Annotated in this window: 24 protein-coding genes; 1 reads left to right on the top strand and 23 read right to left on the bottom strand. The window is 72.2% G+C overall.

All coding sequences use genetic code 11. The annotated features are described in order from the left end of the window. Positions 1 to 17: 17 nt before the first annotated feature. The 10 genes from gmk to pyrR form a co-directional block, all read right to left on the bottom strand. Positions 18 to 611, bottom strand: coding sequence for a guanylate kinase (gene gmk / locus AB0F01_RS12445; protein WP_362093357.1), 594 nt, complete (start codon positions 609 to 611; stop codon positions 18 to 20). Between the two features lie 37 nt (positions 612 to 648). Then, entirely contained in the window at positions 649 to 972 is a 324-nt protein-coding gene (locus tag AB0F01_RS12440) for an integration host factor (protein WP_003977346.1), read from the bottom strand. A gap of 223 nt (positions 973 to 1195) precedes the next feature. Further along, entirely contained in the window at positions 1196 to 2074 is an 879-nt protein-coding gene (pyrF, locus tag AB0F01_RS12435; protein WP_362093354.1) for an orotidine-5'-phosphate decarboxylase, read from the bottom strand. Then, positions 2071 to 3177 (bottom strand): quinone-dependent dihydroorotate dehydrogenase, encoded by a 1107-nt coding sequence (locus AB0F01_RS12430; protein ID WP_362093577.1) that lies wholly within the window; start codon positions 3175 to 3177, stop codon positions 2071 to 2073. Before AB0F01_RS12430 ends, pyrF begins: the two co-directional genes overlap by 4 nt. 68 nt (positions 3178 to 3245) lie before the next feature. Next, complete coding sequence (carB, locus tag AB0F01_RS12425; RefSeq protein ID WP_362093351.1) at positions 3246 to 6554, bottom strand: carbamoyl-phosphate synthase large subunit; 3309 nt, start codon at positions 6552 to 6554, stop codon at positions 3246 to 3248. Beyond that, the gene (gene carA / locus AB0F01_RS12420; RefSeq protein ID WP_362093348.1) at positions 6547 to 7689 is read right to left on the bottom strand and encodes a glutamine-hydrolyzing carbamoyl-phosphate synthase small subunit; all 1143 of its coding nucleotides are present in this window, start codon (positions 7687 to 7689) and stop codon (positions 6547 to 6549) included. Before carA ends, carB begins: the two co-directional genes overlap by 8 nt. After that, the gene (locus AB0F01_RS12415) at positions 7686 to 8246 is read right to left on the bottom strand and encodes a hypothetical protein (protein ID WP_362093346.1); all 561 of its coding nucleotides are present in this window, start codon (positions 8244 to 8246) and stop codon (positions 7686 to 7688) included. Before AB0F01_RS12415 ends, carA begins: the two co-directional genes overlap by 4 nt. Next, positions 8243 to 9529, bottom strand: coding sequence for a dihydroorotase (locus AB0F01_RS12410; RefSeq protein ID WP_362093343.1), 1287 nt, complete (start codon positions 9527 to 9529; stop codon positions 8243 to 8245). The genes AB0F01_RS12415 and AB0F01_RS12410 overlap by 4 nt, the downstream gene beginning before the upstream one ends. A 4-nt stretch (positions 9530 to 9533) precedes the next feature. Then, positions 9534 to 10514 (bottom strand): aspartate carbamoyltransferase catalytic subunit, encoded by a 981-nt coding sequence (locus tag AB0F01_RS12405; protein WP_362093341.1) that lies wholly within the window; start codon positions 10512 to 10514, stop codon positions 9534 to 9536. A 119-nt stretch (positions 10515 to 10633) separates the two neighbouring features. Beyond that, positions 10634 to 11203: a bifunctional pyr operon transcriptional regulator/uracil phosphoribosyltransferase PyrR gene (gene pyrR, locus AB0F01_RS12400; RefSeq protein ID WP_362093338.1), complete on the bottom strand. Its 570-nt coding sequence runs from the start codon at positions 11201 to 11203 to the stop codon at positions 10634 to 10636. 296 nt (positions 11204 to 11499) lie between these two features. Between pyrR and bldD the strand changes: the two genes are divergently transcribed. Then, positions 11500 to 12003 (top strand): transcriptional regulator BldD, encoded by a 504-nt coding sequence (gene bldD / locus AB0F01_RS12395; protein ID WP_362093335.1) that lies wholly within the window; start codon positions 11500 to 11502, stop codon positions 12001 to 12003. Positions 12004 to 12321: 318 nt separating this feature from the next. Here bldD and nusB read toward each other — a convergent pair whose 3' ends face one another. The 13 genes from nusB to AB0F01_RS12330 form a co-directional block, all read right to left on the bottom strand. Then, the gene (gene nusB / locus AB0F01_RS12390) at positions 12322 to 12750 is read right to left on the bottom strand and encodes a transcription antitermination factor NusB (protein WP_362093332.1); all 429 of its coding nucleotides are present in this window, start codon (positions 12748 to 12750) and stop codon (positions 12322 to 12324) included. Between the two features lie 2 nt (positions 12751 to 12752). Then, on the bottom strand, positions 12753 to 13319 hold the full coding sequence (efp, locus tag AB0F01_RS12385; protein ID WP_362093329.1) for an elongation factor P: 567 nt from the start codon (positions 13317 to 13319) through the stop codon (positions 12753 to 12755). 55 nt (positions 13320 to 13374) lie between these two features. Beyond that, entirely contained in the window at positions 13375 to 14481 is a 1107-nt protein-coding gene (locus AB0F01_RS12380; protein ID WP_362093326.1) for an aminopeptidase P family protein, read from the bottom strand. A gap of 145 nt (positions 14482 to 14626) precedes the next feature. After that, positions 14627 to 15511, bottom strand: coding sequence for a Pro-rich N-terminal domain-containing protein (locus AB0F01_RS12375; RefSeq protein WP_362093323.1), 885 nt, complete (start codon positions 15509 to 15511; stop codon positions 14627 to 14629). Positions 15512 to 15821: 310 nt separating this feature from the next. After that, on the bottom strand, positions 15822 to 16916 hold the full coding sequence (aroB, locus tag AB0F01_RS12370; protein WP_362093321.1) for a 3-dehydroquinate synthase: 1095 nt from the start codon (positions 16914 to 16916) through the stop codon (positions 15822 to 15824). After that, complete coding sequence (locus AB0F01_RS12365) at positions 16913 to 17425, bottom strand: shikimate kinase (protein ID WP_362093318.1); 513 nt, start codon at positions 17423 to 17425, stop codon at positions 16913 to 16915. The genes aroB and AB0F01_RS12365 overlap by 4 nt, the downstream gene beginning before the upstream one ends. Beyond that, entirely contained in the window at positions 17422 to 18606 is a 1185-nt protein-coding gene (gene aroC, locus AB0F01_RS12360) for a chorismate synthase (protein ID WP_362093315.1), read from the bottom strand. Before aroC ends, AB0F01_RS12365 begins: the two co-directional genes overlap by 4 nt. 274 nt (positions 18607 to 18880) lie before the next feature. Then, the gene (locus AB0F01_RS12355) at positions 18881 to 19708 is read right to left on the bottom strand and encodes a shikimate dehydrogenase (protein WP_362093312.1); all 828 of its coding nucleotides are present in this window, start codon (positions 19706 to 19708) and stop codon (positions 18881 to 18883) included. Further along, complete coding sequence (gene mltG / locus AB0F01_RS12350) at positions 19705 to 21495, bottom strand: endolytic transglycosylase MltG (protein ID WP_362093309.1); 1791 nt, start codon at positions 21493 to 21495, stop codon at positions 19705 to 19707. The genes AB0F01_RS12355 and mltG overlap by 4 nt, the downstream gene beginning before the upstream one ends. Positions 21496 to 21616: 121 nt before the next feature. Beyond that, a complete protein-coding gene (gene ruvX / locus AB0F01_RS12345; protein ID WP_362093306.1) occupies positions 21617 to 22081 on the bottom strand; it encodes a Holliday junction resolvase RuvX in 465 nt (154 codons plus the stop codon). A 12-nt stretch (positions 22082 to 22093) separates the two neighbouring features. Beyond that, the gene (gene alaS, locus AB0F01_RS12340; RefSeq protein WP_362093303.1) at positions 22094 to 24763 is read right to left on the bottom strand and encodes an alanine--tRNA ligase; all 2670 of its coding nucleotides are present in this window, start codon (positions 24761 to 24763) and stop codon (positions 22094 to 22096) included. Continuing rightward, entirely contained in the window at positions 24763 to 25143 is a 381-nt protein-coding gene (locus tag AB0F01_RS12335) for a hypothetical protein (RefSeq protein ID WP_362093300.1), read from the bottom strand. Before AB0F01_RS12335 ends, alaS begins: the two co-directional genes overlap by 1 nt. Before the next feature lie 7 nt (positions 25144 to 25150). Beyond that, positions 25151 to 25597: a DUF948 domain-containing protein gene (locus AB0F01_RS12330; RefSeq protein ID WP_362093298.1), complete on the bottom strand. Its 447-nt coding sequence runs from the start codon at positions 25595 to 25597 to the stop codon at positions 25151 to 25153. Between the last annotated feature and the right edge of the window lie 84 nt (positions 25598 to 25681).

Below are 25681 nucleotides of genomic sequence, written 5' to 3'. Positions count from 1 at the left end.
TGAACGATCGCTCAGGATCACTCGACGTTCATCAAGGCTAGCAGCTCGCGGGCCACGTCCTCGACGGAGGTGTTGACCAGGGTCGCGTCGAACTCCGGTTCCGCCGCCAGCTCGGTCTTCGCGGCCAGCAGGCGGCGCTCGATGACCTCGGGCGACTCGGTGCCCCGGCCGGTGAGCCGGCGCACCAGCTCCTCCCAGGAGGGAGGGGCCAGGAAGACCAGCCGGGCCTCGCGCATCGTCTCGCGGACCTGCCGGGCGCCCTGGAGGTCGATCTCCAGCAGGACGGGCACGCCCGCCTCCAGGCGCTCCAGCACGGCCGCGCGGGGCGTGCCGTAGCGGTTGCCGGCGAACTCGGCCCACTCCAGCAGCTCGCCGTTGGCGATCAGCTTGTCCATCTCCTCGTCGCTGACGAAGTAGTACTGGACGCCGTGCTGTTCGCCGGGGCGGGGCTTGCGGGTCGTCGCCGAGACCGAGAGCCAGACCTCGGGGTGTTCGTTGCGCATATGGGCGACGACCGTGCTCTTGCCGACCCCGGAGGGGCCGGAGAGCACGGTCAGCCGCGGACCTGCGTCCGGGGGTTCGGGGGTGGTCCCCCGGGGTGTTGCTGCCATACGGCGATTATTCCAGCTGTCCCCCACTGCCCGGGACTCAGGAGCCGGTGCTGCCGAACTCCCGCTCCAGGGACGCGATCTGGTTGGAGCCGAGACCCCGCACGCGGCGGCTCTCGGAGATGCCCAGACGCTCCATGATCTGCTTGGCACGGACTTTCCCGACGCCGGGCAGGGACTCGAGCAGGGCGGAGACCTTCATCTTGCCGATGACGTCGTTCTCCTGGCCCTGCTTGATGACCTCGTGGAGGGAGGCGCCGGAGTGCTTGAGTCGATTCTTGACCTCGGCCCGCTCCCGGCGAGCCGCGGCGGCCTTTTCGAGCGCGGCTGCGCGCTGTTCAGGGGTAAGGGGCGGAAGAGCCACGCCTACGTCACCTCGGATGTCGAACTGTCGGATACGGACCGGTGAGGAACCTAGTCGCCCCACACCTGGGGAGCCACGAGCAACACGCTTGCCCGTTCACTCTGCGTCGGAGACTAGCGGCCAACTCGGCCAGAGTCAGCGAGAACAGCGGAAAAGTCCAGGTCAGCTCTCGCGAGAGCCGACATTTCGGGCAAAACGCACGGGATTTGTGGATGTCTCCAGGTCACTGCCCCTCACGGAACCCCTCGTCGGGAGCCCGGCCGGACGCGACCGCGGTCCTGATCTCCTCCGCGAAACGGTCCGCGGCGTCACGCAGCGCGACCACGTCGGCACCGTGGCGCAGCACGCCCCGGCTGACGTTCGGCACGACGTTGCGCACCGCGCTCCCGAACACCGCCGGCAGGTCGGCCGCCGTGGCCCCCTGCGCGCCGATGCCGGGGGCCAGCAGCGGGCCGTTGACGTCCAGGTCGTAAGCGGCGAGATCGCCGAGGGTGGCGCCGACCACCGCGCCGAAGGAGCCCAGCGGCTCCTGACCGGCGTTCTCGGCGGCGAGGTGCCCCAGCACGGTGGCCGCGACCGTCCGGCCGTCGGCGCGCACCGCGTGCTGCACCTCCTGGCCCTCCGGGTTGGAGGTGAGCGCGAGCACGAACAGGCCGGTGCCGTTCTCCCGGGCCAGCGCGACCGCCGGGGCGAGGGAGCCGTAGCCGAGGTACGGGGAGACGGTGAGCGCGTCGGAGAACAGCGGGGCGCCCTTCGCCAGGAACGACTCGGCGTAGGCGGCCATGGTGGAGCCGATGTCACCGCGCTTGGCGTCCATGACGACCAGCGCGCCGGCCTCCCGGGCCTCGCGCACCGTCCGCTCCAGCACGGCCACGCCCCGGGAGCCGAACCGCTCGAAGAACGCGCTCTGCGGCTTCAGCACGGCCACCCGGTCCGCGACCGCCTCGACGACGGTGCGGCTGAACCGCTCCAGGCCGCCGACGTCGTCGTTCAGTCCCCACTGGGCCAGCAGGGAGGCGTGCGGGTCGATGCCGACGCACAGCGGGCCGCGCTCGTCCATCGCCCGGCGCAGCCGCGCGCCGAAGGGCTCGAGTCCGCTCATGCGGTCCTCCTCACGTCGGCGCCCACCGCGTCGGCGAGCGTGTCGTAGGGGCTCGTGCGCAGCCGTGCGGCCAGCCCCCTGGTCAGGCCGCGGCACCAGAAGGGGCCCCGGTAGACGAGCGCGCTGTAGCCCTGGACCAGCGTGGCGCCGGCCAGGATGCGCTGCCAGGCGTCCTCGGCGGTCTCGATGCCGCCGACGCCCACCAGGGTGATGCGGTCGCCCACGCGCGCGTAGAGCCGTCGCAGCACCTGGAGGGAGCGCTCCTTCAGCGGCGCGCCGGACAGGCCGCCGGTCTCCTGCACGAGCGTCTCGTCGGAGCGCAGGCCGAGGCCGTCGCGGGCGATGGTGGTGTTGGTGGCGATGATCCCGTCCAGGCCGAGCTCCACGGCCAGGTCGGCGACCGCGTCGATGTCCTCGTCGGCGAGGTCCGGCGCGATCTTGACCAGCAGCGGCACCCGGCGGGCCGGGACCGCCCGGTCGGCGGCCTCGCGGACGGCGGTCAGCAGCGGGCGCAGGTGGCCGACGGCCTGGAGGTCGCGCAGACCGGGCGTGTTCGGCGAGGAGACGTTGACCACCAGGTAGTCCGCGTGCGGTGCCAGGCGCTCGGCCGACGTCACGTAGTCGGCGACGGCCTCGGCCTCGGGGACCACCTTGGTCTTGCCGATGTTGACCCCGACGACCGTGCGGAAGACGGGGGTGCGGGAGGCCAGCCGGGCGGCCACGGCCAGCGAGCCCTCGTTGTTGAAGCCCATGCGGTTGATCAGGGCCCGGTCCGGCACCAGCCGGAACAGCCGCTGCGGCGGGTTGCCGGGCTGCGGCTCGCCCGTCACCGTGCCGATCTCGACGTGGTCGAAGCCGAGCATGGCCATGCCGTCGATCCCGACGGCGTTCTTGTCGAACCCGGCCGCGAGCCCCACGGGGCTGTGCAGGCGCAGCCCGAGGGCCTCGGTGCGCAGCTCCCGGTGGCGGGGGGCGAGCACGGCGGCCACCAGGGTGCGCAGCACCGGCACGCCCGCCACCCGGCGGATCCAGCGGAAGGCCAGGTGGTGCGCCCGCTCCGGGTCCATGCGCTGGAAGAGGAGGCGGAAGAAGAGGTCGTACATCGTCGTGGGTGTCCCAGGTGTCCTCATGAGGAGGGGGACACCGTGTGGACGGTGTCCCCCTCTTCCGGCTAGTCGCGGGCGGCGGTCAGGTGTTCCGCGTGTTCCTGGAGGGAACGGACGCCCACCTCGCCCCGGTGCAGGGCGTCGATGCCCTGGACGGCGGCGGCGAGCGCCTGCACCGTGGTCAGGCAGGGCACCGAGCGCGCCACGGCCGCGGTGCGGATGTCGTAGCCGTCGAGGCGGCCGCCGGTGCCGTAGGGGGTGTTGACGATGAGGTCGACCTCGCCGTCGTGGATGAGCTGGACGATGGTCTTCTCGCCGTTCGGTCCGGTGCCCTCGGACTGCTTGCGCACGACGGTGGCGTGGATGCCGTTGCGCTTGAGGACCTCGGCGGTGCCGGAGGTGGCGAGCAGTTCGAAGCCGTGGGCGACCAGCTCGCGCGCCGGGAAGATCATCGACCGCTTGTCGCGGTTGGCGACCGAGATGAACGCCCGGCCCTTGGTGGGCAGCGGCCCGTAGGCGCCCGCCTGCGACTTGGCGTAGGCGGTGCCGAAGACCGAGTCGATGCCCATGACCTCGCCGGTGGAGCGCATCTCCGGGCCGAGGACGGTGTCGACGCCCCGGCCGTGGATGTCCCGGAAGCGGGTCCAGGGCAGCACGGCCTCCTTGACGGAGATCGGCGCGTCCAGCGGGAGTTCGCCGCCGTCGCCGGTGGCCGGGAGCAGGCCCTCGGCGCGCAGTTCGGCGATGGTGGCGCCCAGCGAGATCCGCGCGGCGGCCTTGGCGAGCGGCACCGCGGTCGCCTTCGAGGTGAAGGGGACGGTGCGCGAGGCGCGCGGGTTGGCCTCCAGGACGTACAGGATGTCGCCGGAGAGGGCGAACTGGATGTTGATCAGCCCGCGCACGCCGACGCCGCGCGCGATGCCCTCGGTGGAGGCGCGCAGCCGCTTGATGTCGTAGCCGCCGAGGGTGATCGGGGGCAGGGCGCACGCCGAGTCGCCGGAGTGGATGCCGGCCTCCTCGATGTGCTCCATGACACCGCCGAGGTACAGCTCCTCGCCGTCGTACAGGGCGTCCACGTCGATCTCGACGGCGTCGTCGAGGAAGCGGTCGACCAGTACCGGCCGGTCGGGGCTGATCTCCGTCGACTCGGCGATGTAGGACTCCAGCCGGGTCTCGTCGTAGACGATCTCCATGCCGCGTCCGCCGAGCACGTAGGACGGCCGCACGAGGACCGGGTAGCCGATCTCGTCGGCGATGGCCTTGGCCTCGGCGAAGGCGGTGGCGGTGCCGTGCTTGGGGGCGGGCAGGCCGGCCTCCTTCAGCACGCGGCCGAAGGCGCCGCGGTCCTCGGCGGCGTGGATGGCCTCCGGCGGGGTGCCGACGATGGGCACGCCGTTGTCCTTGAGCGCCTGGGCGAGGCCGAGCGGGGTCTGCCCGCCGAGCTGGACGACGACGCCCGCGACCGGGCCGGCCTGCTGCTCGGCGTGGACGATCTCCAGGACGTCCTCCAGGGTGAGCGGCTCGAAGTAGAGCCGGTCGGAGGTGTCGTAGTCGGTGGAGACGGTCTCCGGGTTGCAGTTGACCATCACGGTCTCGTACCCGGCGTCGGACAGCGCGAAGGAGGCGTGGACGCAGGAGTAGTCGAACTCGATGCCCTGGCCGATGCGGTTCGGGCCGGAGCCCAGGATGATGACGGCGGGCTTCTCGCGGGGCGCGACCTCGCTCTCCTCGTCGTAGGAGGAGTAGAAGTACGGGGTCCGCGCGGCGAACTCGGCGGCGCAGGTGTCGACCGTCTTGTAGACGGGCCGGATGCCCAGCACCTGGCGGACCTCGCGCACGACGTCCTCGCGCAGTCCGCGGATCTCGCCGATCTGCTGGTCGGAGAAGCCGTGCCGCTTGGCCTCGGCGATCAGCTCGCGGTTCAGTTCGGGGGCGGCGGCCAGGTCGTCGGCGATCTCCTTGAGGAGGAAGAGCTGGTCGACGAACCACGGGTCGATCCGGGTGGCCTCGAAGACCTCCTCGGGCGTGGCGCCCGCGCGGATGGCTCCCATGACGGCGTTGATCCGGCCGTCGGTGGGGCGGACCGCCTCGCGCAGCAGTTCGTCCTTGTCGCCGGGCTCGCCGACGAAGGTGAACTGGCTGCCCTTCTTCTCCAGCGAGCGCAGCGCCTTCTGGAACGCCTCGGTGAAGTTGCGGCCGATGGCCATGGCCTCGCCGACCGACTTCATGGTGGTGGTGAGGGTGGAGTCGGCGCTGGGGAACTTCTCGAAGGCGAACCGGGGGGCCTTGACGACGACGTAGTCGAGGGTCGGCTCGAAGGAGGCCGGCGTCTCGCGCGTGATGTCGTTGGGGATCTCGTCCAGGGTGTAGCCGACGGCCAGCTTGGCGGCGATCTTGGCGATCGGGAAGCCGGTGGCCTTGGAGGCGAGCGCGGAGGAGCGGGAGACCCGGGGGTTCATCTCGATGACGATGATCCGCCCGTCCTCGGGGTTCACCGCGAACTGGATGTTGCAGCCGCCGGTGTCGACGCCGACCTCGCGGATGACGGCGATGCCGATGTCCCGCAGGGTCTGGTACTCGCGGTCGGTGAGCGTCATGGCGGGGGCGACGGTGATGGAGTCGCCGGTGTGCACGCCCATGGGGTCGAAGTTCTCGATGGAGCAGACGACCACGACGTTGTCGTGCTTGTCGCGCATCAGCTCCAGCTCGTACTCCTTCCAGCCGAGGATGGACTCCTCCAGGAGCACCTCGGTGGTCGGCGAGAGGGTGAGGCCCTGGCCGGCGATGCGGCGCAGCTCGTCCTCGTCGTGGGCGAAGCCGGATCCGGCGCCGCCCATGGTGAAGGAGGGGCGGACCACGACCGGGTAGCCGCCGAGTTCCTCGACGCCCTTGAGGACGTCGTCCATGGAGTGGCAGATGTAGGAGCGGGCGGACTCGCCGTGGCCGATCTTACGGCGGACCTCCTCCACGACCTCCTTGAACAGGTCGCGGTCCTCGCCCTTGTGGATCGCCTCCACGTTGGCGCCGATCAGCTCGACGCCGTACTTCTCCAGGACGCCGTTGTCGTGCAGGGAGATGGCCGTGTTGAGGGCCGTCTGGCCGCCCAGGGTGGGCAGCAGGGCGTCCGGCCGCTCCTTGGCGATGATCTTCTCGACGAACTCGGGGGTGATCGGCTCGACGTAGGTGGCGTCGGCGATCTCCGGGTCGGTCATGATCGTCGCCGGGTTGGAGTTCACCAGGACGACCCGCAGGCCCTCGGCCTTGAGGACGCGGCACGCCTGGGTGCCGGAGTAGTCGAACTCGGCGGCCTGACCGATGACGATCGGGCCGGAGCCGATGACCAGGACGGACTGGATATCGGTGCGCTTAGGCACGCTGGCCCTCCATCAGGGAGACGAAGCGGTCGAACAGGTAGGCGGCGTCGTGCGGGCCCGCCGCCGCTTCGGGGTGGTACTGGACGCTGAAGGCCGGCCGGTCGAGCAGGCGCAGCCCCTCCACCACGTTGTCGTTGAGACACACGTGGGACACCTCGGCACGGCCGAACGGGGTGTCGGAGACCGTGTCGAGCGGGGCGTCGACGGCGAAGCCGTGGTTGTGCGAGGTGACCTCGACCTTGCCGGTGGCGCGGTCCTGCACGGGCTGGTTGATGCCGCGGTGGCCGTACTTCAGCTTGTAGGTGCCGAAGCCGAGGGCGCGGCCGAGGATCTGGTTGCCGAAGCAGATCCCGAACAGCGGGGTGCCGCGCTCCAGCACGCCCCGCATGACGGAGACGGCGTGGTCGGCGGTGGCGGGGTCGCCGGGACCGTTGGAGAAGAACACGCCGTCGGGGTCGACGGCGTACACGTCCTCGACGGTGGCGGTCGGGGGCAGGATGTGCACCTCGATGCCGCGCTGGGTCATGCGCTGCGCGGTCATGCCCTTGATGCCGAGGTCGATCGCGGCGACGGTGAACCGCTTCTCGCCCTCCGCGGGGACCACGTACGGCTCGCTGGTGGCGACCTCGGCGGCCAGGTCGGCGCCCTCCATCGCGGGCACCTCCCGCACGCCGGCGAGCAGCGCGGCGTCGTCGCGCACGGCGTCGCCGCTGAAGATGCCGACGCGCATGGCGCCCCGCTCGCGCAGGTGGCGGGTGAGGGCGCGGGTGTCGATGCCGCTGATGCCGACGATGCCCTGGGCGGACAGCTCGTCGTCCAGGGTGCGGCGGGAGCGCCAGTTGGAGGGCACCCGGGCGGGGTCGCGCACGACGTAGCCGGCGACCCAGATGCGCTGGGACTCGGGGTCGTCGTCGTTGACGCCGGTGTTGCCGACGTGCGGGGCAGTCATCACGACGACCTGGCGGTGGTAGGACGGGTCGGTGAGGGTCTCCTGGTAACCGGTCATGCCGGTGGAGAACACCGCTTCGCCGAAGGTCTCCCCCACCGCCCCGTAGGCACGGCCGCGGAAGATCCGGCCGTCCTCCAGGACGAGTACGGCGGGAACCCTGGCGGCTCCCCTGGTGGAGGTTGTCATCGTGCGCCTTCCGTCTTGGAGATCATGGTGTTGAGGGCCTCGACCCACTCGGTGTGCTCGGCCGCCCGGTCGGAGCGGAACCCGGAGTCGATGACCCGTTCGCCGTGGGCCCAGGTCACCACGAGCAGGCCGCCCTCGGTGAGGACCTTGCCGGCGATGCCCTTGTCGAGGCGGGCGCCGCGCAGGGCCGCGGCGGGGACGAAGAAGTCGCCTGCCCCGGGGCGGACGACGTCCAGCCCCGCCTCGGTGAGCGTGAGCTCGGCCCGGCTGCGGGCGCCCAGGCCGCGGGCCACGATGCGGTCGAGCCACTGGCCGGCGGTGGTGGAGCCGTGGTAGCGGCCGCTCATGGTCAGCAGCGCAGCGCCGGGGTCGTCCGGTGTCTCCGGCAGTTCGGGCAGGTCGCCCTGGAGGGTGCCGCGCCACTTCCAGCCCTCGCGCATCAGCCAGTAGAGGAAGGCGACGAAGAGGGCGAGGCCGACGATCCAGCCGATGCGGGCGGCCCAGTCGGTCACTTCCGCCGATTGCTTCTCGGCGGCCAGCAGGATTACAGAGGTCACGTGAGCTTCCCGTCGACGAGCGTGGCCTTGCCCCGGAGCCAGGTGTGGGTGACACGGCCCGGCAGCTCACGACCCTCGTAGGGGGTGTTGCGGCTGCGCGAGGCGAAGCCCGCGGGGTCCACGGATCCACGGTATGCCGAGTCGACGAGGACGAGGTTGGCGGGCTCACCGACCGAGACGGGGCGGCCGTGTCCGGCGGCCCGGCCGATCCGGGCGGGGGCGAAGGACATCCGGTCGGCGACGCCGGCCCAGTCCAGCAGGCCGGTGTCGACCATGGTCTCCTGCACCACCGACAGGGCGGTCTCCAGGCCGACCATGCCCATGGCGGCGGCGGCCCACTCGCAGTCCTTGTCCTCGTGCGGGTGCGGGGCGTGGTCGGTGGCGACGATGTCGATGGTGCCGTCGGCCAGCGCCTCGCGCAGGGCGAGCACGTCCCGCTCGGTGCGCAGCGGCGGGTTGACCTTGTAGACCGGGTTGTAGGTGCGCACCAGCTCGTCGGTGAGGAGCAGGTGGTGCGGGGTGACCTCGGCGGTGACGCGGATGCCGCGGGCCTTGGCCCAGCGGACGATCTCGACGGAGCCGGCGGTCGACAGGTGGCAGATGTGCACGCGGGAGCCGACGTGGTCGGCGAGCAGCACGTCCCGGGCGATGATCGCCTCCTCGGCGACCGCGGGCCAGCCGCCGAGCCCGAGTTCGGCGGAGACGACACCCTCGTTCATCTCGGCGCCCTCGGTGAGCCGGGGCTCCTGGGCGTGCTGGGCGACGACGCCGTCGAAGGCCTTCACGTACTCCAGGGCGCGGCGCATGATCACGGCGTCGTGGACGCACTTGCCGTCGTCGGAGAAGACGGTGACGCCGGCCGCCGACTCGTGCATGGCGCCCAGCTCGGCCAGCTGCTTCCCCTCCAGGCCGACGGTGACGGCGCCGACCGGCCGCACGTCGCAGTAGCCGTGCTCCTTGCCGAGCCGCCAGACCTGCTCGACGACACCGGCGGTGTCGGCGACGGGGAAGGTGTTGGCCATGGCGAACACGGCGGTGTAGCCGCCGCTCGCGGCGGCCCGGGTGCCGGTGAGGACGGTCTCGGAGTCCTCGCGGCCGGGCTCGCGCAGGTGGGTGTGCAGGTCGACGAGGCCGGGCAGCAGCACCTTGCCGTCGGCGTCCACGGTCTCGGCGCCCTCGGCGGACAGTCCGGTGCCGACCTCGGCGACGGTGCCGCCGTCGATCAGGACGTCCTGGGGCGGGCCGCCGAGCACCTTCGCACCGCGGATCAGGGTCTTGCTCATGGTCTTACTTCTCCTCCGTCGCGCGGGCGTGGGTGAGGGCGGGTTCGTTGCCGCCGAGCAGCAGGTAGAGGACGGCCATCCGGATGGACACGCCGTTGGCGACCTGCTCCACGACGGTGCAGCGGTCGGAGTCGGCGACGTCGGCGGTGATCTCCATGCCGCGGACCATCGGGCCGGGGTGCATCACGATGGCGTGGTCGGGCATCCGGCGCATGCGGTCGCCGTCGAGGCCGTAGCGCCGGGAGTACTCGCGCTCGGTCGGGAAGAACGCGGCGTTCATCCGCTCCCGCTGCACGCGCAGCAGCATCACGGCGTCGGACTTGGTGAGCGTGGAGTCGAGGTCGTAGGAGACCTCGCAGGGCCAGGTCTCGACGCCGACCGGGAGCAGGGTGGGCGGCGCGACGAGGGTGACCTCGGCGCCGAGGGTGTGCAGCAGGTCGACGTTGGAGCGGGCGACCCTGCTGTGCAGGATGTCGCCGACCAGGGTGATGCGACGTCCGCCGAGGTCCTTGCCCAGTCCGGCGTCCCGGCCGACCAGGCGGCGGCGCATGGTGAAGGCGTCCAGCAGGGCCTGGGTGGGGTGCTGGTGGGTGCCGTCGCCGGCGTTGACGACGGTGGCGTCGATCCAGCCGGAGGTGGCCAGCCGGTAGGGGGCGCCGGAGGCGCTGTGCCGGATGACGACCGCGTCGACGCCCATGGCCTCCAGGGTCTGGGCGGTGTCCTTGAGGGACTCGCCCTTGGAGACGCTGGAGCCCTTGGCGGTGAAGTTGATGACGTCCGCGGACAGCCGCTTCTCGGCGGCCTCGAAGGAGATCCGGGTCCGGGTGGAGTCCTCGAAGAAGAGGTTGACGACGGTGCGACCGCGCAGGGTGGGGAGTTTCTTGATCGGCCGGTCGGCGACCCGGGCCATCTCCTCGGCGGTGTCGAGGATCAGGACGGCGTCGTCGCGGGAGAGGTCGGCGGCCGAGATGAGATGACGCTGCATCTGTCAGGCTCCGTAAGACAGTTCATGCGGAAAAGGCGGGGAAGTCAGGCGATTCGGGCAGCCGGGGGCGCGGGAGGGCGGCATGTGCCCGCACGCGCGCCGACGGGCGTGCCGAAGCGCTACTGGGCGGTCTGCTTCGCGCCGAGCAGCACGGTGTCGCGACCGTCCTCCTCGGCGACCAGGACCTTGACCGTCTCCCGCAGCGACGTGGGGAGGTTCTTGCCGACGTAGTCGGCGCGAATGGGCAGTTCGCGGTGGCCGCGGTCGACGAGCACGGCGAGCTGCACCGCGCGCGGGCGCCCGATGTCGTTCAGCGCGTCGAGGGCGGCGCGGATGGTGCGGCCGGAGAAGAGCACGTCGTCGACGAGGACGACCAGGCGGCCGTCGATGCCGTCCGCGGGGATCTCGGTGCGAGCCAGCGCGCGCGGGGGGTGCATGCGCAGGTCGTCGCGGTACATGGTGATGTCGAGCGAGCCGACCGGGACCTTGCGCTCGGTGATCTGCTCCAGCTTGGCGGCCAGCCGCTGGGCGAGGAAGACACCCCGCGTCGGGATGCCGAGGAGCACCACGTCGTCGGCGCCCTTGGCGCGCTCGACGATCTCGTGGGCGATGCGGGTCAGGACCCGCGCGATGTCGGGGCCTTCGAGAACGGGCCGCCCGCCGGGGGGCGCGTCCTGCTGTTCGTCCATGGGAAACGGACCTCCTTCTCCGCCTCACGGGACGGACCTTAAAGGACGTCGGATGTGCGGCCCTACGCTATCAGGTGCCGCTCGCGGGCCGTCACGCGCCCCGATCCCGCCGCGATCACCCCCGGGCCGCCCCTGAATCACCCGTTCGGAGCAACCGGCGACGATTACCACGGAAGCGTCGGGGTGGACCATTCGGCTTGACGGGCGAGAGTAACGCTGCGTAACCTCACAGTGAGTTACCAGCCGCGCGGCCCGGAATCCAGACCGGACGCGTAGACACAGTGCCGGGGAGCTATATGTCCAGCGAATACGCCAAACAGCTCGGGGCCAAGCTCCGGGCGATCCGCACCCAGCAGGGCCTTTCCCTCCACGGTGTCGAGGAGAAGTCCCAGGGACGCTGGAAGGCGGTCGTGGTCGGGTCCTACGAGCGCGGTGACCGCGCCGTGACCGTGCAGCGCCTCGCGGAGCTGGCGGACTTCTACGGCGTGCCGGTGCAGGAGCTGCTGCCCGGTACCACCCCCGGCGGTGCCGCCGAGCCGCCGCCCAAGCTGGTCCTGGACCTGGAGCGGCTGGCCACGGTGCCGGCCGAGAAGGCGGGTCCCCTGCAGCGCTACGCGGCGACGATCCAGTCGCAGCGCGGCGACTACAACGGCAAGGTGCTCTCGATCCGCCAGGACGACCTGCGCACCCTCGCCGTCATCTACGACCAGTCGCCGTCGGTCCTCACCGAGCAGCTGATCAGCTGGGGCGTGCTGGACGCGGACGCGCGGCGCGCGGTCGCGGTGCACGAGGAGAACTGATCGGCGACGCGCCGCGCGCGTTGAGGAGAAACGTACCGCCGGGGCGGCTGGAACCCTCTCACAGGGTTCCAGCCGCCCCGGCGGTTTTCGTGACGGGGTGCGGCCCCGGGGCCCGCAGCAGGCGCGGAGGGGCCGGAAGCGCCCCTGCCCCTGCCCCGGCCACACCCTGGGCCCTCGCAGGGCGTGTACCCGACCGGCCGCGCCCGCGCCCCCGGCATGCGAACGGCCCGCGGCGCCCTGCCGGGCCGCGGGCCGTCGATGGCTGAGCGGGCGGTGCCCGACGCCGGGTGGGAAACCCGCTCCGGCTGCCGGTACCGCCTAGTCGCGGCGCAGCGAGGGCTTGAGTTCCTTGAGCCGGCCGAGCAGGCCGTTGACGAACGACGGCGACTCGTCGGTGGAGAACTCCTTGGCCAGCTGCACCATCTCGTCCAGGACCACCGCGTCCGGCGTCCCGTCGACCCAGAGCAGCTCGTAGGCGCCGAGGCGGAGGATGCTGCGGTCGACGACGGGCATGCGGTCGAGCGTCCAGCCGACCGAGTACTGGGAGATCAGCTCGTCGATGCGCTGCGCGTGCTCCGCGTAGCCCTCGACCAGCTGCATCGTGTACTCGCTCACCGGCGGCTGCCGGGTGTCGGTCCGGGAGTGCCGGATCCAGTCCGCGAGGACCGTCAGGACGTCGGCACCGCGCTGGTCGCCCTCGAAGATGATCTGGAAGGCGCGCTTGCGGGCCGTGTTGCGGGCAGCCACGGTTAGCCGTTCACCCGGCCGAGGTAGTCGCTGCTGCGGGTGTCGACCTTGATCTTCTCGCCGGTGACGATGAAGAGCGGGACCTGGATCTGGTGGCCGGTCTCCAGCGTGGCGGGCTTGGTGCCGCCGGTGGAGCGGTCGCCCTGCACGCCGGGCTCGGTCTCCTTGACGGTCAGCTCGACGGCGGCCGGCAGCTCGACGGAGAGCACCTCGCCCTCGTGCGTGGCCACGGTGGCCTCGAAGCCCTCGACGAGGAAGTGGGCGGCGTCGCCGACGACCTTGCGGTCGATGTGCAGCTGGTCGTAGGTCTCCATGTCCATGAAGACGAAGTAGTCGCCGTCCATGTAGGAGAACTGCATGTCGCGCTTGTCGACGGTGGCCGTTTCGACCTTGACGCCGGCGTTGAAGGTCTTGTCGACGGTCTTGCCGGACAGCACGTTCTTCAGCTTGGTGCGCACGAAGGCCGGGCCCTTGCCGGGCTTGACGTGCTGGAACTCGACGACGGACCAGAGCTGGCCGCCTTCCAGCTTGAGCACCATGCCGTTCTTGAGGTCGTTCGTGGAAGCCACGTTGCGGAATCTCCTGGACTGACGTGAGACGACCCGGGGCAGGCACTCGACGCGGCTACAGCGCGAGCAGCTCCTTGGTCGTGATGGTGAGTAGCTCGGGTCCGCCGTCCGCCTCGGGGCGCACGACGAGCGTGTCATCGATCCGGACACCGCCCCGGCCGGGGAGGTGGACCCCCGGTTCGACGGTGACCGGCACGCAAGCGTCCAGTTTACCCATGGCCGCGGGGCCCAACTGAGGGTCCTCGTCGATTTCCAGTCCGACCCCGTGACCGGTGAGCTCGGGGAGGGCCTCCGCGTACCCGGCGGCGTCCAGGACCTGGCGTGCGGCGTGGTCCACGTCGCGGCAGGCGGCACCGGGCACGAGGGCCTCCCGGCCCGCCCGCTGGGCTGCGAACACGAGGTCGTACAGCTCGATCTGCCAGGCCGCCGGAGCGGTGCCGATGACGAACGTGCGGCCGATCTCGCAGCGGTAGCCGCGGTAGGCGGCGCCCAGGCAGACGGAGAGGAAGTCGCCCTCCTCCACCCGGCGGTCGGTGGGCCGGTGGCCGCGCCGTCCGGCGTGCGGGCCGGTGGCGACCGAGGTGGGGAAGGCCGGGCCGTCGGCCCCGTGGTCGACGAGGCGGCGCTCCAGCTCCAGGGCGAGGTGCCGTTCGGTGCGGCCGACGAGGATGGACTCCAGCAGCTCGCCGAGGGCCTGGTCGGTGATCTCGGCGCCGATGCGCAGGCAGGAGATCTCCTCCTCGTCCTTGATCACGCGCAGCTGTTCCACGGCACCGCCCACGTCGGCCAGGCGCAGGCCGGGTGCGGCGGATCCGAGGGCGCGGTGGCGGGCGACGGTGAGGTGGTGCTCCTCCACGGCGAGGGCGTCGGCGCCCTGGCCGGCCGCGAGCGCGGTGGCCGCGACCGCGGGGTCGCCCGCGCCGCCGGGCACCACGTGCCGGCGCAGCGACTCGTCCGGCCGGGCCTGCGGGGACCGGTCCTCGGGCGGGCCGGCGCAGACCAGGAGGTCCTCGGCCGGGCCCAGCAGGAGCACCGCGCCCGCGGGCGCGGCACCCGCGAGGTAGCGCACATTGGCGGGCCGGGAGACGAGCGCCGCCGCGCTGCCCCCCGCGTTGCAGCAATCCCTGAGCCGCGCCCGGCGGGCCGCGTACACCTCTGACATGCCCCGAGCCTATGAGCGCGGGCCGGATGCCGCCGGTCGGGAGGGGCCGTGCGGGGGCCGCCGGGGCGGGCCCCCAGGTGGGGCGGCCGGGGCGGCCGACCGTCCGGGTGAGGTGCGGCCCCCGGGGCCCGCTACGCGGTCGAGGTCACCAGGCCGGCGGGCTGGCGAGGGAGCGGGCGAGGACGTCGTCCAGGAGCTTGGCGGTCTCCGGGATGCCGAGCTGGGAGTTGTCGATGATGGGCAGCCCGGAGCCGTACCAGCCGGCCATGCGGCCGTGGATGCGGGCGACCTCCTCGTCGCTGAGGCGGCGGTTCCCGCTGCGCTCGGCGTTGCGCTCCAGGACGACGTCCAGCCCGGGCAGCAGGACGACGGGCAGCAGTCCGGGACCCACGTGCCGCTTCCAGCCGCCGAGGCCCACCACGGGGCGGTCGGGGAAGACGGCGTCGTCGAGGATGCAGGAGATGCCGTTGGCGAGGAAGTTGCGCGCGGCGAAGCCGCAGGTGCGGCGGGCCAGGCGGTACTGGGCCTCGGAGTTGTCGTTCCACCCGGTCTGCGGGTCGGCGAACCCGGAGCGGACCCATTCCCGTACGTCGTCCAGGCTGATGTGGGCGGTCGGCACCCGGCGGTGGTCCGCCCAGTACTTGGCCACGCTGGTCTTGCCGGCCCCCGCGGGGCCTATGAGCAGGACCGCGATGGCCGTCGCCGAGGGATCGGCGGGCGCCGCGGCGGTCTGCGGCGGGACGGCGACCGGGGCGCCGGGGGGCAGCTGCATGTGGCCCGTGGTGTCCGGCGGCGGCGCGACGGAGGCGTGCCGGGGGCCCGGGGCGGGCTGGGGGGCCGGGGCGTGCGGGGCCGGTCCCGGCGGGGGCACGGGGTAGCCCGGCGGCGGGGGCGGCGCGGGGGCGGGCGGGGGGCCCTGGTGCGCTCCCGGGTGGGGCCCGGGGTGGTGTGCGGCCGGTGACCAGCCGCCGGCCGGTCCGTGCCCCTGATGATGGGGCGGCGGCAGCGGAGAACCCACTGCGTGCTGCATCCGGTGCCACTCCGTCTCGTACAGGCGATGGGCGCTGACAGCAGGGGGTACCCCGCTGGCCCACAGACTAAAGGCATGGGCACCGCCGTTCGAACAGGACCGCCCCCAGCCGTTGTTGTGGCAACGGCCGGGGGCGGTCCGGAGTGCCCGCTTCCCGTGGGAGATGTTCCGGTGGGCGGCGGGGCCCGCCGGGGCTGCCGGGCCCGCCGTCCGGGTGGGCGCGGACGGCGGAGCCGGCGGGTGCTGCTCCGCGGCCCGGCGGATGCTGCTCCGCGGCCCGGCGGATGCTGCTCCGCGGGTTCCGCGGGTGCTACTCCCCCACCTCGCCGTAGGCGGCGAGCAGGACGGCCGGGTCGGGCCCCTCCAGGACGGTGGGCTTGGCGAGGCCGTCGAGGACGATGAAGCGCAGCAGGTCGCCGCGGGACTTCTTGTCGACCTTCATGGTCTCCAGCAGCCGCGGCCACTGGTCGTGGCGGTAGTGCAGCGGCAGTCCGACGGACTGGAGGACCGTGCGGTGGCGGTCGGCGGTGGCGTCGTCCAGGCGGCCGGCGAGGCGGCCGAGTTCGGCGGCGAAGTGCATGCCGACCGAGACCGCGGCGCCGTGGCGCCACTTGTAGCGCTCGTTCTTCTCGATGGCGTGGCCGAGCGTGTGGCCGTAGTTGAGGATCTCCCGGCGGCCGGACTCCTTGAGGTCCTCGGAGACGACGTCGGCCTTGACCCGGATGGACCGCTCGATGAGTTCGGCGGTGTGCGGACCGGCGGGGGTGCGGGCGGCCTGCGGGTCGGCCTCGATGAGGTCCAGGATCACCGGGTCGGCGATGAAGCCGGCCTTGATGACCTCGGCCAGGCCCGAGACGTAGTCGTTGACGGAGAGCGAGTCCAGCGCGGCCAGGTCGCACAGCACACCGGCGGGCGGGTGGAAGGCGCCCACGAGGTTCTTGCCCTCGGCGGTGTTGATGCCGGTCTTCCCGCCGACGGCGGCGTCGACCATGGCGAGCACCGTGGTGGGGACGGCGATCCAGCGCACGCCGCGCAGCCAGGTGGCGGCGACGAACCCGGCCAGGTCGGTGGTGGCCCCGCCGCCCACGCCGACGATGACGTCGGTGCGGGTGAACCCGGACTGGCCCAGTGCCTTCCAGCAGTAGGCGGCGACCTCGGCGGTCTTGGCCTCCTCGGCGTTGGGCACCTGGATCGCGATCGCCTCGTAGCCCTGCTCCGCCAGGTCGGCGCGGAGCGCCTCCCCGGTCTCGTCGAGGGCCTCGGGGTGCAGCACGGCGACCCGCTTGGCCCGGTCGCCGACCAGCCCGGCGAGTTCGCCGAGGAGCTGCCGGCCCACCAGGACGTCGTAGGGTTCGGTTCCGGCGGTGCCGCCGATGGCGATGCGGGTCACGGCCTCGCTGCTCATGCTTGCTTCAACTCCAGTGCGTCCAGGACGGCTTCGGTGACCTCTTCGGGCGTACGGCCGTCGGTCGGGACGACGGCCGTGGCGACCTCCTCGTACAAATGCCGCCGGGCCTCCATCAGCTCCCGCCACTGCTTGCGCGGGTTGACCGCGAGCAGCGGGCGGGCGGTGTTCAGGCCGGTGCGCCGGACCGCCTCCTCGACGTCCATCGAGAGGTAGACGACCCGCTGCGCGGCGAGCAGGGCGCGGGTGCCGGGGTCGAGGACGGCACCGCCGCCGAGCGACAGCACACCGTCGTGGCCCTCCAGGGCCGCCCGCACGGCGTCCTTCTCCAGGGCGCGGAAGGCGTCCTCGCCCTCGTCGACGAAGATGTCGGCGATGCTGCGGCCCTGCGCGGCGACGATGTCGTCGTCGGTGTCGCGGTGACCGACGCCGAGACGGTCGGCCAGCAGCCGGCCCACGGTGGACTTGCCCACGCCCATCGGGCCGACCAGGACGATCCGCGGGCTCACCGGACGGCCAGCGCGTCGAGGTAGGAGCGCACGTTGCGGCGGGTCTCGGGGACGCTGTCGCCGCCGAACTTCTCCGCGACCGCGTCCGCCAGCACCAGCGCCACCATCGCCTCGGCGACGATCCCGGCGGCCGGCACCGCGCACACGTCGGAGCGCTGGTGGTGGGCCGCCGCCTCCTCGCCGGTGGCCACGTCCACCGTGCGCAGCGCCCGGGGCACGGTCGCGATCGGCTTCATCGCCGCGCGCACCCGCAGCAGCTCGCCGGTGCTCAGCCCGCCCTCGGTGCCGCCGGACCGGCCGGTGGCGCGCTTGATGCCGTCGTCGGTGGCGAGGATCTCGTCGTGCGCCTTCGAGCCGGGCACCCGGGCCAGGTCGAAGCCGTCGCCGACCTCCACGCCCTTGATGGCCTGGATGCCCATCAGGGCCGCGGCCAGCCGCGCGTCCAGGCGCCGGTCCCAGTGCACGTGCGAGCCGAGCCCCACCGGCACCCCGTAGGCCAGGACCTCCACCACACCGCCGAGGGTGTCGCCGTCCTTGTGGGCCTGGTCGATCTCGGCGACCATCGCCTCGGAGGCGTCCGCGTCCAGGCAGCGCACCGGGTCCGCGTCCAGCCGCTCCACGTCCTCGGGCTTCGGGTACACCCCGTAGGGGGCCTTCGCCGCCGCCAGCTCCACCACGTGCGAGACGATCTCGATCCCGGCGGTCTCCTTCAGGTACGACCGGGCCACCGCGCCGAGCGCCACCCGGGCCGCCGTCTCACGGGCCGAGGCCCGCTCCAGCACCGGACGCGCCTCGTCGAACCCGTACTTCTGCATGCCCGCCAGGTCGGCGTGGCCGGGGCGGGGGCGGGTCAGCGGGGCGTTGCGGGCGAGGCCGGCCAGCACCTCCGGGTCCACCGGATCGGCCGCCATGACCTGCTCCCACTTCGGCCACTCGGTGTTGCCCACCATGATCGCGACCGGGGAGCCCAGCGTCAGGCCGTGCCGGACACCGCCGAGGAAGGTGATCTCGTCGCGCTCGAACTTCATCCGGGCACCGCGTCCGTAGCCCAGCCGCCGCCGCGCCAGGTGGTCCGCCACCATCTCCGTGGTGATCGGCACGCCGGCGGGCAGACCCTCCAGCGTCGCGACGAGTGCGGGACCGTGGGACTCCCCCGCGGTCAGCCAGCGCAACCTGCTCAACGGTGTGCTCCTCCGTGCTCGCGCCCCGGTACTGCCCTGCGCACACGCGCGGTCGCGTGCGGCTGCGACGCGGACGGGGTGCGCGGGCCCCGGTCCGCCAGGTCCGATCCTCCCACGTCCGGGCGTCGGTCCCGGCCGTCGGTCCATCAGGCGGACGTGCGACCGGGACGCGAGACCGGGGCGGGCGGGAGCGTCCCGGGCGCGAGGACCGCACACACCCGTGGGCCGCAGCGCGCGCGGCGGAGACCGTACGGGCCCCGGGGCGGGGCGGGCGTCAGCGGGCCGCGAGGGCCCGCTCGCCCGCCGCGCGCATGGCGCCCAGCGGGGCCGGGGCGCGCCCGGTCATCTGCTCGACCTGGAGCACCGCCTGGTGCACCAGCAGGTCGAGCCCGCCGACCACGGCGCCGCCGTACGCCGACCAGCGGGCGGCGAGGATGGTGGGCCAGGGGTCGTAGAGCACGTCGAAGAGGGCCGCCGGGCGCTCCGGGACCTTCGCCGCCAGCGGGTCCGTGACGCCGGCCGGGGTCGTGGTGACCACCAGCGGGGCGTGCAGGGCCTCCTCGGCGTCGTCCCAGGCGGCGATGCGCACGGTGACCTCCAGCCGCTCGGCCCACTCGCGCATCTCGGCGGCGCGGGCCTCACTGCGCACGTAGACCGCCACCTCACCGGTGCAGATCCGGGACAGCGCGGCCAGGGCGGAGGAGGCGGTGGCCCCGGCGCCGAGGATCGCCGCGGTGTCGACCTTCTCGATGCCGTGCTCGCGCAGCGCGGCGACCATGCCCGGGATGTCGGTGTTGTCGCCGGTGCGGCGGCCGTCCTCGGCGAACACGACGGTGTTGACCGCGTCGACGGAGGCGGCGGTGGCACTGACGTCGTCCAGCAACGGGATCACCGCCCGCTTCAGCGGCATGGTCAGCGACAGCCCCGCCCACTCACGGCCGAGCGTCTCGAAGAATCCCGGCAGCGCCTTCTCGTCGACCTCGAAGCGGTCGTACCGCCAGCCCTCCAGCCCCAGCTCCGCGTACGCGGCGCGGTGCAGCACCGGGGAGAGGGAGTGGGCGATCGGGGAGCCGAGCACGGCGGCCCGGCGGGGCGCGGTCATCCGTTCTTCCTGGAGGCGTTCCACTGGTCGACCAGTTTCTGGTGCTCGGCGTTGGTCTTGGTGAACTGGCTGGTCTTGCCGTCCATCGAGATGAAGTAGAACCAGCCGTCGTCGGTGGGCTTGAGGGCGCCCTTGACCGCGTCCTCGCCCGGGTTGCCGATGGGGCCGGGCGGCAGGCCCTTGTGGAAGTAGGTGTTGTACGGGTTGTCGTAGTTGCGGAGTTCCTTGAGCGAGAGGTCGATCTTGCTCTGGTTCTTGATGTAGTTGTACGTCGAGTCGAACTCCAGCATCCCGTTGGTCTCGGTGTTGCCGGGTTCCAGCCGGTTGTAGATGACCTCGGCCATCTTGCGGAAGTCGCTGTGGCTGGTGCCCTCCGCCTGGACGAGGCTGGCGATGGTGATCAGCTGCCAGGGGTTCTCCAGGCCGAGGCTCTCGGCCTTCTTCTCGACGCCCAGCTTCTCGTAGGTCTTGGTGCCCTGCTCGACCATGCGCTTGAGGACGTCCTCGGGCTTCTGGCCCTTGGAGACGCCGTAGCTGGACGGGAAGAGGAAGCCCTCCAGCGGGTCCTTGACGTTCTCGTGGCCCTGCGCCCAGTCCGGCAGGCCCAGCTTCTCCCAGTCCTCCTCGGCCACCTCGGCGGTGGTGCCCGGCTCGACCTCCAGGCGCTGGTCGATGAGCTTGTAGATCTCGGCGTTCCGCTTGCCCTCGGCGATGACCAGGTTGTTGCGGCTCTTGGGGCTGAGCATCAGGGCGACGGCACTCTCGGCCGACATCTGCTTCTCCAGGGTGTACACGCCGTCCTGGATCGACTTGCCCTCCGGATTGCCCGCCTGGGCGGCGACGAAGGCGTCCACGCTGGCGACCACGCCGGCGTCCTTGAGCAGCTGGCCGATGCGGTTGCCGAAGGCGCCCTTGGGGATCGACACGGTGACCTGCTGGCCGTTGCCGTCACCCGCGAAGTCCTCGGCGCCGCCGAAACGATCCTGGTAGAACTGCCAGCCGACATAGGTCACCCCGGCCAGACCGCCGCCGAGGACCAGGGCCACCACGAGGCAGGCGCAGCCGGCGCGCTTCTTCTTCTCCTTGCCGCCCCGGCCCCGGCGCTCGTCGCGTCCCCGGCCGTCATCGGCGTCGTCGCCGTCGTCGCCGTCGTCGCCGTCGTCATCACCGCCGGCGAAGAAGGCGTGCTCGCCCCGGTCCGGTCCCGGGTCCCAGTCGGTGCGGCCCTCCGCCTCCGGTTCCGCTTCCGCTTCCGGTTCCGGTTCGGGCTCGGGGCGGGCGCCTCGGCGGCCGGGAGGTTCGGGCGGCGGGTAGGCCTCGGAGGTGCCGTAGTAGTCGGCCTGCTGGGCCGCGTAGGCCCCGGCCTGCTGCCCGTAGGGGTCGGGGCCGACGGCGTACGGGTCCTGCGGGTGCGAGGCGGCCGGCCAACTGCCGCTGTCGTACGGCTGTTGGTGCTGGTGAGGTTGCTGGGACTGCTGTTGCTGTGCGGCGTAGGGCCTGCCGTAGGGGTCGTGCTGGGACTGCTGTCCGTACTGCTGCTGCTCGTAGGGCCGGCCGTACTCGTCGTACTGCTGCGGGTACTGCTGCTGCCCGCCGTGACCACCCTGCTCGCCCGCGCCCCACTCGCCGTACTGCTGCTGCGCCTGCGGCTGCTGCGGGTACTGCTGCCGGCCGCCGTAGGAGGGCGGTCCCTCCGGGGCCTGCTGCCCTGCCCATCCGCCGTCCCCGTACAACGGGTCGTCCGGATGCCACGGTTCGGAGCCCCGGCCCCGGCCATACTCAGTCATCGATCCCCTAGAGCCGCGAGGTGGCGGTCGCGCGGCTCTGGTTCCGGCGTCCGCCCCGCCTCTTTCTGTGCGGCGGCTGTTCGAACACCGCCGCATCGCGCGGAACGTTACCGTATCGCGATCAGGTGACCACTTCGACGCCCTCACCGGGTGGTGTACCTGACACCCGTTCGGATTCGAGGGCCTGCTGGAGGATGATCACAGCGGCCGCCTGATCGATGACGGAACGTCCCTTTCTGGACTTCACGCCCGACGCCCGCAGCCCTTGACTGGCTGTCACGGTCGTCATGCGCTCGTCGAGGAGCCTCACCGGAATCGGGGCGATCATGCCCGCGAGTTCCCGGGCGAAGCCCCGCACCTTGGCCGCGGCCGGGCCCTCGCCCCCCTTGAGGGAGCGAGGGAGACCGACGACGACCTCGATCGGCTCGTACTCCTCGACCAGCTGCCTCAGCCGCCGGTGGGCGGCCGGCACGTCCCGGCCGGGGACGGTCTCGACGGGCGTGGCGAGGATGCCGTCGGGGTCGCACGAGGCGACCCCGATCCGGGCGTCCCCGACGTCGATCGCGAGCCGGCGTCCTCTGCGCATGGCCCGGCCGCCCTACTTGGCCGTGTCGGCGACGAGCCGCTCGACGGCCTCGACGGCCTCACCGACGGCGGCCGGGTTCTGGCCGCCGCCCTGGGCCACGTCCGGCTTGCCGCCACCGCCGCCGCCGAGGGTCTTGGCGGCCGTACGGACCAGGTCGCCGGCCTTGAGGCCGCGCTCGCGGGCCGCCTCGTTGGTGGCGATCACCGTCAGCGGCCGGCCGTTGTTCACGGTGAAGAGGGCCACGACGGCGGCCCGGCCGCCCTGGATCCGGCCGCGCACGTCGAGGACCAGCTTGCGCAGGTCGTCGGCGGTCGTGCCGTCCGGCACCCGGCCGGTCACCACGGCGACCCCGCGCACGTCCTTGGCCGACTCGGCGAGACCGGCGGCGGCCTGGAGCACCTTCTCGGCGCGGAACTTCTCGATCTCCTTCTCGGCGTCCTTCAGCTTGCCGAGCATGGCGGACACCTTCTCCGGCAGCTCCTCCGGGCGGCCCTTCAGCAGCTCGGTGAGCTGGTTGACGACCGTGTGCTCGCGGGCCAGGAAGGTGTAGGCGTCGACCCCGACCAGGGCCTCGATGCGGCGCACGCCGGACCCGATGGAGGACTCGCCGAGCAGCTTCACCAGGCCCAGCTGGGCGGTGTTGTGGACGTGGGTGCCACCGCACAGCTCCTTGGAGAAGTCACCGATGGTGACCACGCGGACCCGCTCGCCGTACTTCTCGCCGAACTCGGCGATGGCGCCCTGCTTCTTGGCCTCGTCGATGCCCATGATGTCCGCGCGCACGTCGAGGTCGCGGGCCAGCACCTCGTTGATCTTCTGCTCGACGTCCAGCATCACCGTCTGCGGCACGGCGGACGGCGAGCCGAAGTCGAAGCGGAAGCGGCCCGGCTGGTTCTCCGAACCGGCCTGGGCGGCCGTCGGGCCGAGCGCGTCGCGCAGGGCCTGGTGGGTGAGGTGGGTGGCCGAGTGGGCGCGGGCGATGGCCTTGCGGCGGCGGTCGTCGATGGAGGCGTGGGCCCGGGAGCCGACGGTGACCTCGCCGACCTGGACGACGCCCTTGTGCACGTGGACGCCCGGGACCGGCGTCTGGCAGTCGCGGACCTCGACGACGGCGCCGGAGTCGGTGCGGATCCGGCCGGTGTCGCCGATCTGGCCGCCGCCCTCGGCGTAGAACGGGGTGCGGTCGAGGACGATCTCGACCTCGTCGCCCTCGGTCGCGGCCGGGGAGGAGACGCCGTCGACGAGGATGCCGACGACCGTGGTCTCGCCCTCGGTGTCGGTGTAGCCGATGAAGTCGGTGGCCCCGGCGCGGTCGGCGATCTCGCGGTAGGCGCCGAGGTCGGCGTGGCCGGTCTTCTTGGCCTTGGCGTCGGCCTTGGCGCGCTCCCGCTGCTCCTTCATCAGGCGGCGGAACCCGTCCTCGTCCACCGAGAGGCCCTGCTCGGCGGCCATCTCCAGGGTGAGGTCGATGGGGAAGCCCCAGGTGTCGTGGAGCAGGAACGCCTTGTCGCCGGGCAGCACGGTGGAGCCGGCGGCCTTGGTCTCGCTGACGGCCGTGTCCAGGATGTTGGTGCCGGCCTTGAGCGTCTTGAGGAAGGCGTTCTCCTCGGCGAGGGCGACCTTCTCGATGCGCTCGCGGTCGGTGATCAGCTCGGGGTACTGCTGTCCCATCATGGCGATGACGACGTCGACCAGGTCCTTGACGACCGGGCCGGTGGCACCGAGCAGCCGCATGTTGCGGATGGCGCGGCGCATGATGCGGCGCAGCACGTAGCCGCGGCCCTCGTTGCCCGGGGTGACGCCGTCGCCGATGAGCATGACCGAGGTGCGCATGTGGTCGGTGACCACGCGCAGCGACACGTCGGAGTGCTGGGCGTCGCCGTAGCGGACGCCGGTCAGCTCTGTGGCCTTGTCGATGACGGCCATGGAGGTGTCGATCTCGTACATGTTCTGCACGCCCTGCAGAATCATGGCGAGGCGTTCCAGGCCGAGGCCGGTGTCGATGTTCTTGCTGGGCAGCTCGCCGAGGATCGGGTAGTCCTTGCCGGACCCCTCGCCCCGCTCGTACTGCATGAAGACGAGGTTCCAGATCTCCACGTACCGCTCGTCGTTGACGGCGGGGCCGCCCTCGGGGCCGAACTCGGGGCCGCGGTCGTAGTTGATCTCGGAGCACGGCCCGCAGGGGCCGGGGACGCCCATGTCCCAGTAGTTGTCCTTCTTGCCCAGGCGCTGGATCCGCTCGGCGGGCACGCCGACGACGTCCCGCCACAGGCGCTCGGCCTCGTCGTCCTCCTCGTAGACGGTGATCCACAGGCGCTCCGGGTCGAGGCCGTAACCGCCCTTGTCCTGGGGGCTGGTGAGCAGTTCCCAGGCCAGCTCGACGGCGCCCTGCTTGAAGTAGTCGCCGAAGGAGAAGTTGCCGCACATCTGGAAGAACGTGCCGTGCCGGGTGGTCTTGCCGACCTCTTCGATGTCCGGGGTGCGCACGCACTTCTGCACGCTGGTGGCGCGGGCGAAGGGCGGCTTGACCTCGCCCAGGAAGTAGGGCTTGAACGGGACCATGCCGGCCGGGACGAGCAGCAGAGTCGGGTCGTCCGCGATGAGCGACGCCGAAGGGACGACGGTGTGCCCGCGCTCCTCGAAGAAGCTCAGCCAGCGGCGGCGGATCTCGGCCGACTCCATCAGTGGTCCTCATTCCGGTTGTACGGGTACGTCGTGTACGTCCGGTGGGTCGGCCGGATCGCCGAACCCTCGACGTACGGGGCGGTGTTGCGGTTCTCGATGGCGGCGCGGTGCCGGGGCGGGGGCAGTTCGCCGTCCACGGGGGCGGAGAGGCCGAGGGCGTCGCCCAGTTCGGCCTCCCGGCGGGCCATGTTGTCGCGGACCTCGACGGCGAAGTCGGCGGCCCTCTCGCGCAGCCGGCCGCCCGCCTCCAGCGCCTTGTTCGTCACGGTGACGGCGAGGTGCTCGGGGGTGAGCTGCCTCAGCTTGCGGTTGACCTTGGTGGTGGCCCACACGCCGGCGGCGACGCCGGTGCTGAACCAGAAGGTACGGCGGAACATCGCTGGGTCAGTCCCTCTTTCCGCGGGTGCGCTTGGCCCGTCGCGCACCGGGGACGGTGCGGCCCACGATCACGGTGCGCCGTGACGCCCGGGCCGGCGCGTCCTCCTCGGTGCGGCCGCCGAGGGCGCGGCGCACGCCGTAGCCGAAGGCGGCGACCTTCACCAGGGGGCCGCCGAAGGTGGAGGCGACGGTGGTGGACAGGGCGGAGGCGTTGGAGGTGACCTCCTGGACGTCGGACGCGATCGCGTCGACCCGCTCGATCTGGGTCTGCGCGGACCGCACCGCGGCGGAGGCGTCGGCGAGCAGCGGAACGGCCTGGTCGGTCACGTCCGCGACCAGCTTGGTGGTCGCCCTGAGCGTCTGGGCCAGCCTCGCGAGAGCCACCGCGAGGAAGGACACCAGGATCGCCCAGAACACGGCCACCAGAATGCCGGCCACCTCTCCACCGGACACTGTGCACCCGCTCCCTTAACCTGCCTGGACATCGAGAAAGTCGTGGCACCGAGCCTATCGCGCCGGTGGTGCGACTCCGTACCG

Origin of the sequence: Streptomyces sp. NPDC029526 (assembly GCF_040637405.1) — a bacterium.
Taxonomy (GTDB): Bacteria; Actinomycetota; Actinomycetes; order Streptomycetales; family Streptomycetaceae; genus Streptomyces.
The sequence above is the reverse complement of the archived record's forward strand: the minus strand, read 5'-3'. Positions and strand labels throughout refer to the sequence as shown.

Coding starts and splice junctions, on each gene's coding strand:
- gmk (WP_362093357.1), bottom strand. CDS start 611: ATGGCAGCAACACCCCGGGGGACCACCCCCGAACCCCCGGACGCAGGT.
- pyrF (WP_362093354.1), bottom strand. CDS start 2,074: ATGAGCGGACTCGAGCCCTTCGGCGCGCGGCTGCGCCGGGCGATGGAC.
- AB0F01_RS12430 (WP_362093577.1), bottom strand. CDS start 3,177: ATGTACGACCTCTTCTTCCGCCTCCTCTTCCAGCGCATGGACCCGGAG.
- carA (WP_362093348.1), bottom strand. CDS start 7,689: ATGACAACCTCCACCAGGGGAGCCGCCAGGGTTCCCGCCGTACTCGTC.
- AB0F01_RS12410 (WP_362093343.1), bottom strand. CDS start 9,529: ATGAGCAAGACCCTGATCCGCGGTGCGAAGGTGCTCGGCGGCCCGCCC.
- AB0F01_RS12405 (WP_362093341.1), bottom strand. CDS start 10,514: ATGCAGCGTCATCTCATCTCGGCCGCCGACCTCTCCCGCGACGACGCC.
- pyrR (WP_362093338.1), bottom strand. CDS start 11,203: ATGGACGAACAGCAGGACGCGCCCCCCGGCGGGCGGCCCGTTCTCGAA.
- bldD (WP_362093335.1), top strand. CDS start 11,500: ATGTCCAGCGAATACGCCAAACAGCTCGGGGCCAAGCTCCGGGCGATC.
- AB0F01_RS12380 (WP_362093326.1), bottom strand. CDS start 14,481: ATGTCAGAGGTGTACGCGGCCCGCCGGGCGCGGCTCAGGGATTGCTGC.
- AB0F01_RS12375 (WP_362093323.1), bottom strand. CDS start 15,511: ATGCAGCACGCAGTGGGTTCTCCGCTGCCGCCGCCCCATCATCAGGGG.
- aroB (WP_362093321.1), bottom strand. CDS start 16,916: ATGAGCAGCGAGGCCGTGACCCGCATCGCCATCGGCGGCACCGCCGGA.
- AB0F01_RS12355 (WP_362093312.1), bottom strand. CDS start 19,708: ATGACCGCGCCCCGCCGGGCCGCCGTGCTCGGCTCCCCGATCGCCCAC.
- mltG (WP_362093309.1), bottom strand. CDS start 21,495: ATGACTGAGTATGGCCGGGGCCGGGGCTCCGAACCGTGGCATCCGGAC.
- ruvX (WP_362093306.1), bottom strand. CDS start 22,081: ATGCGCAGAGGACGCCGGCTCGCGATCGACGTCGGGGACGCCCGGATC.
- alaS (WP_362093303.1), bottom strand. CDS start 24,763: ATGGAGTCGGCCGAGATCCGCCGCCGCTGGCTGAGCTTCTTCGAGGAG.
- AB0F01_RS12335 (WP_362093300.1), bottom strand. CDS start 25,143: ATGTTCCGCCGTACCTTCTGGTTCAGCACCGGCGTCGCCGCCGGCGTG.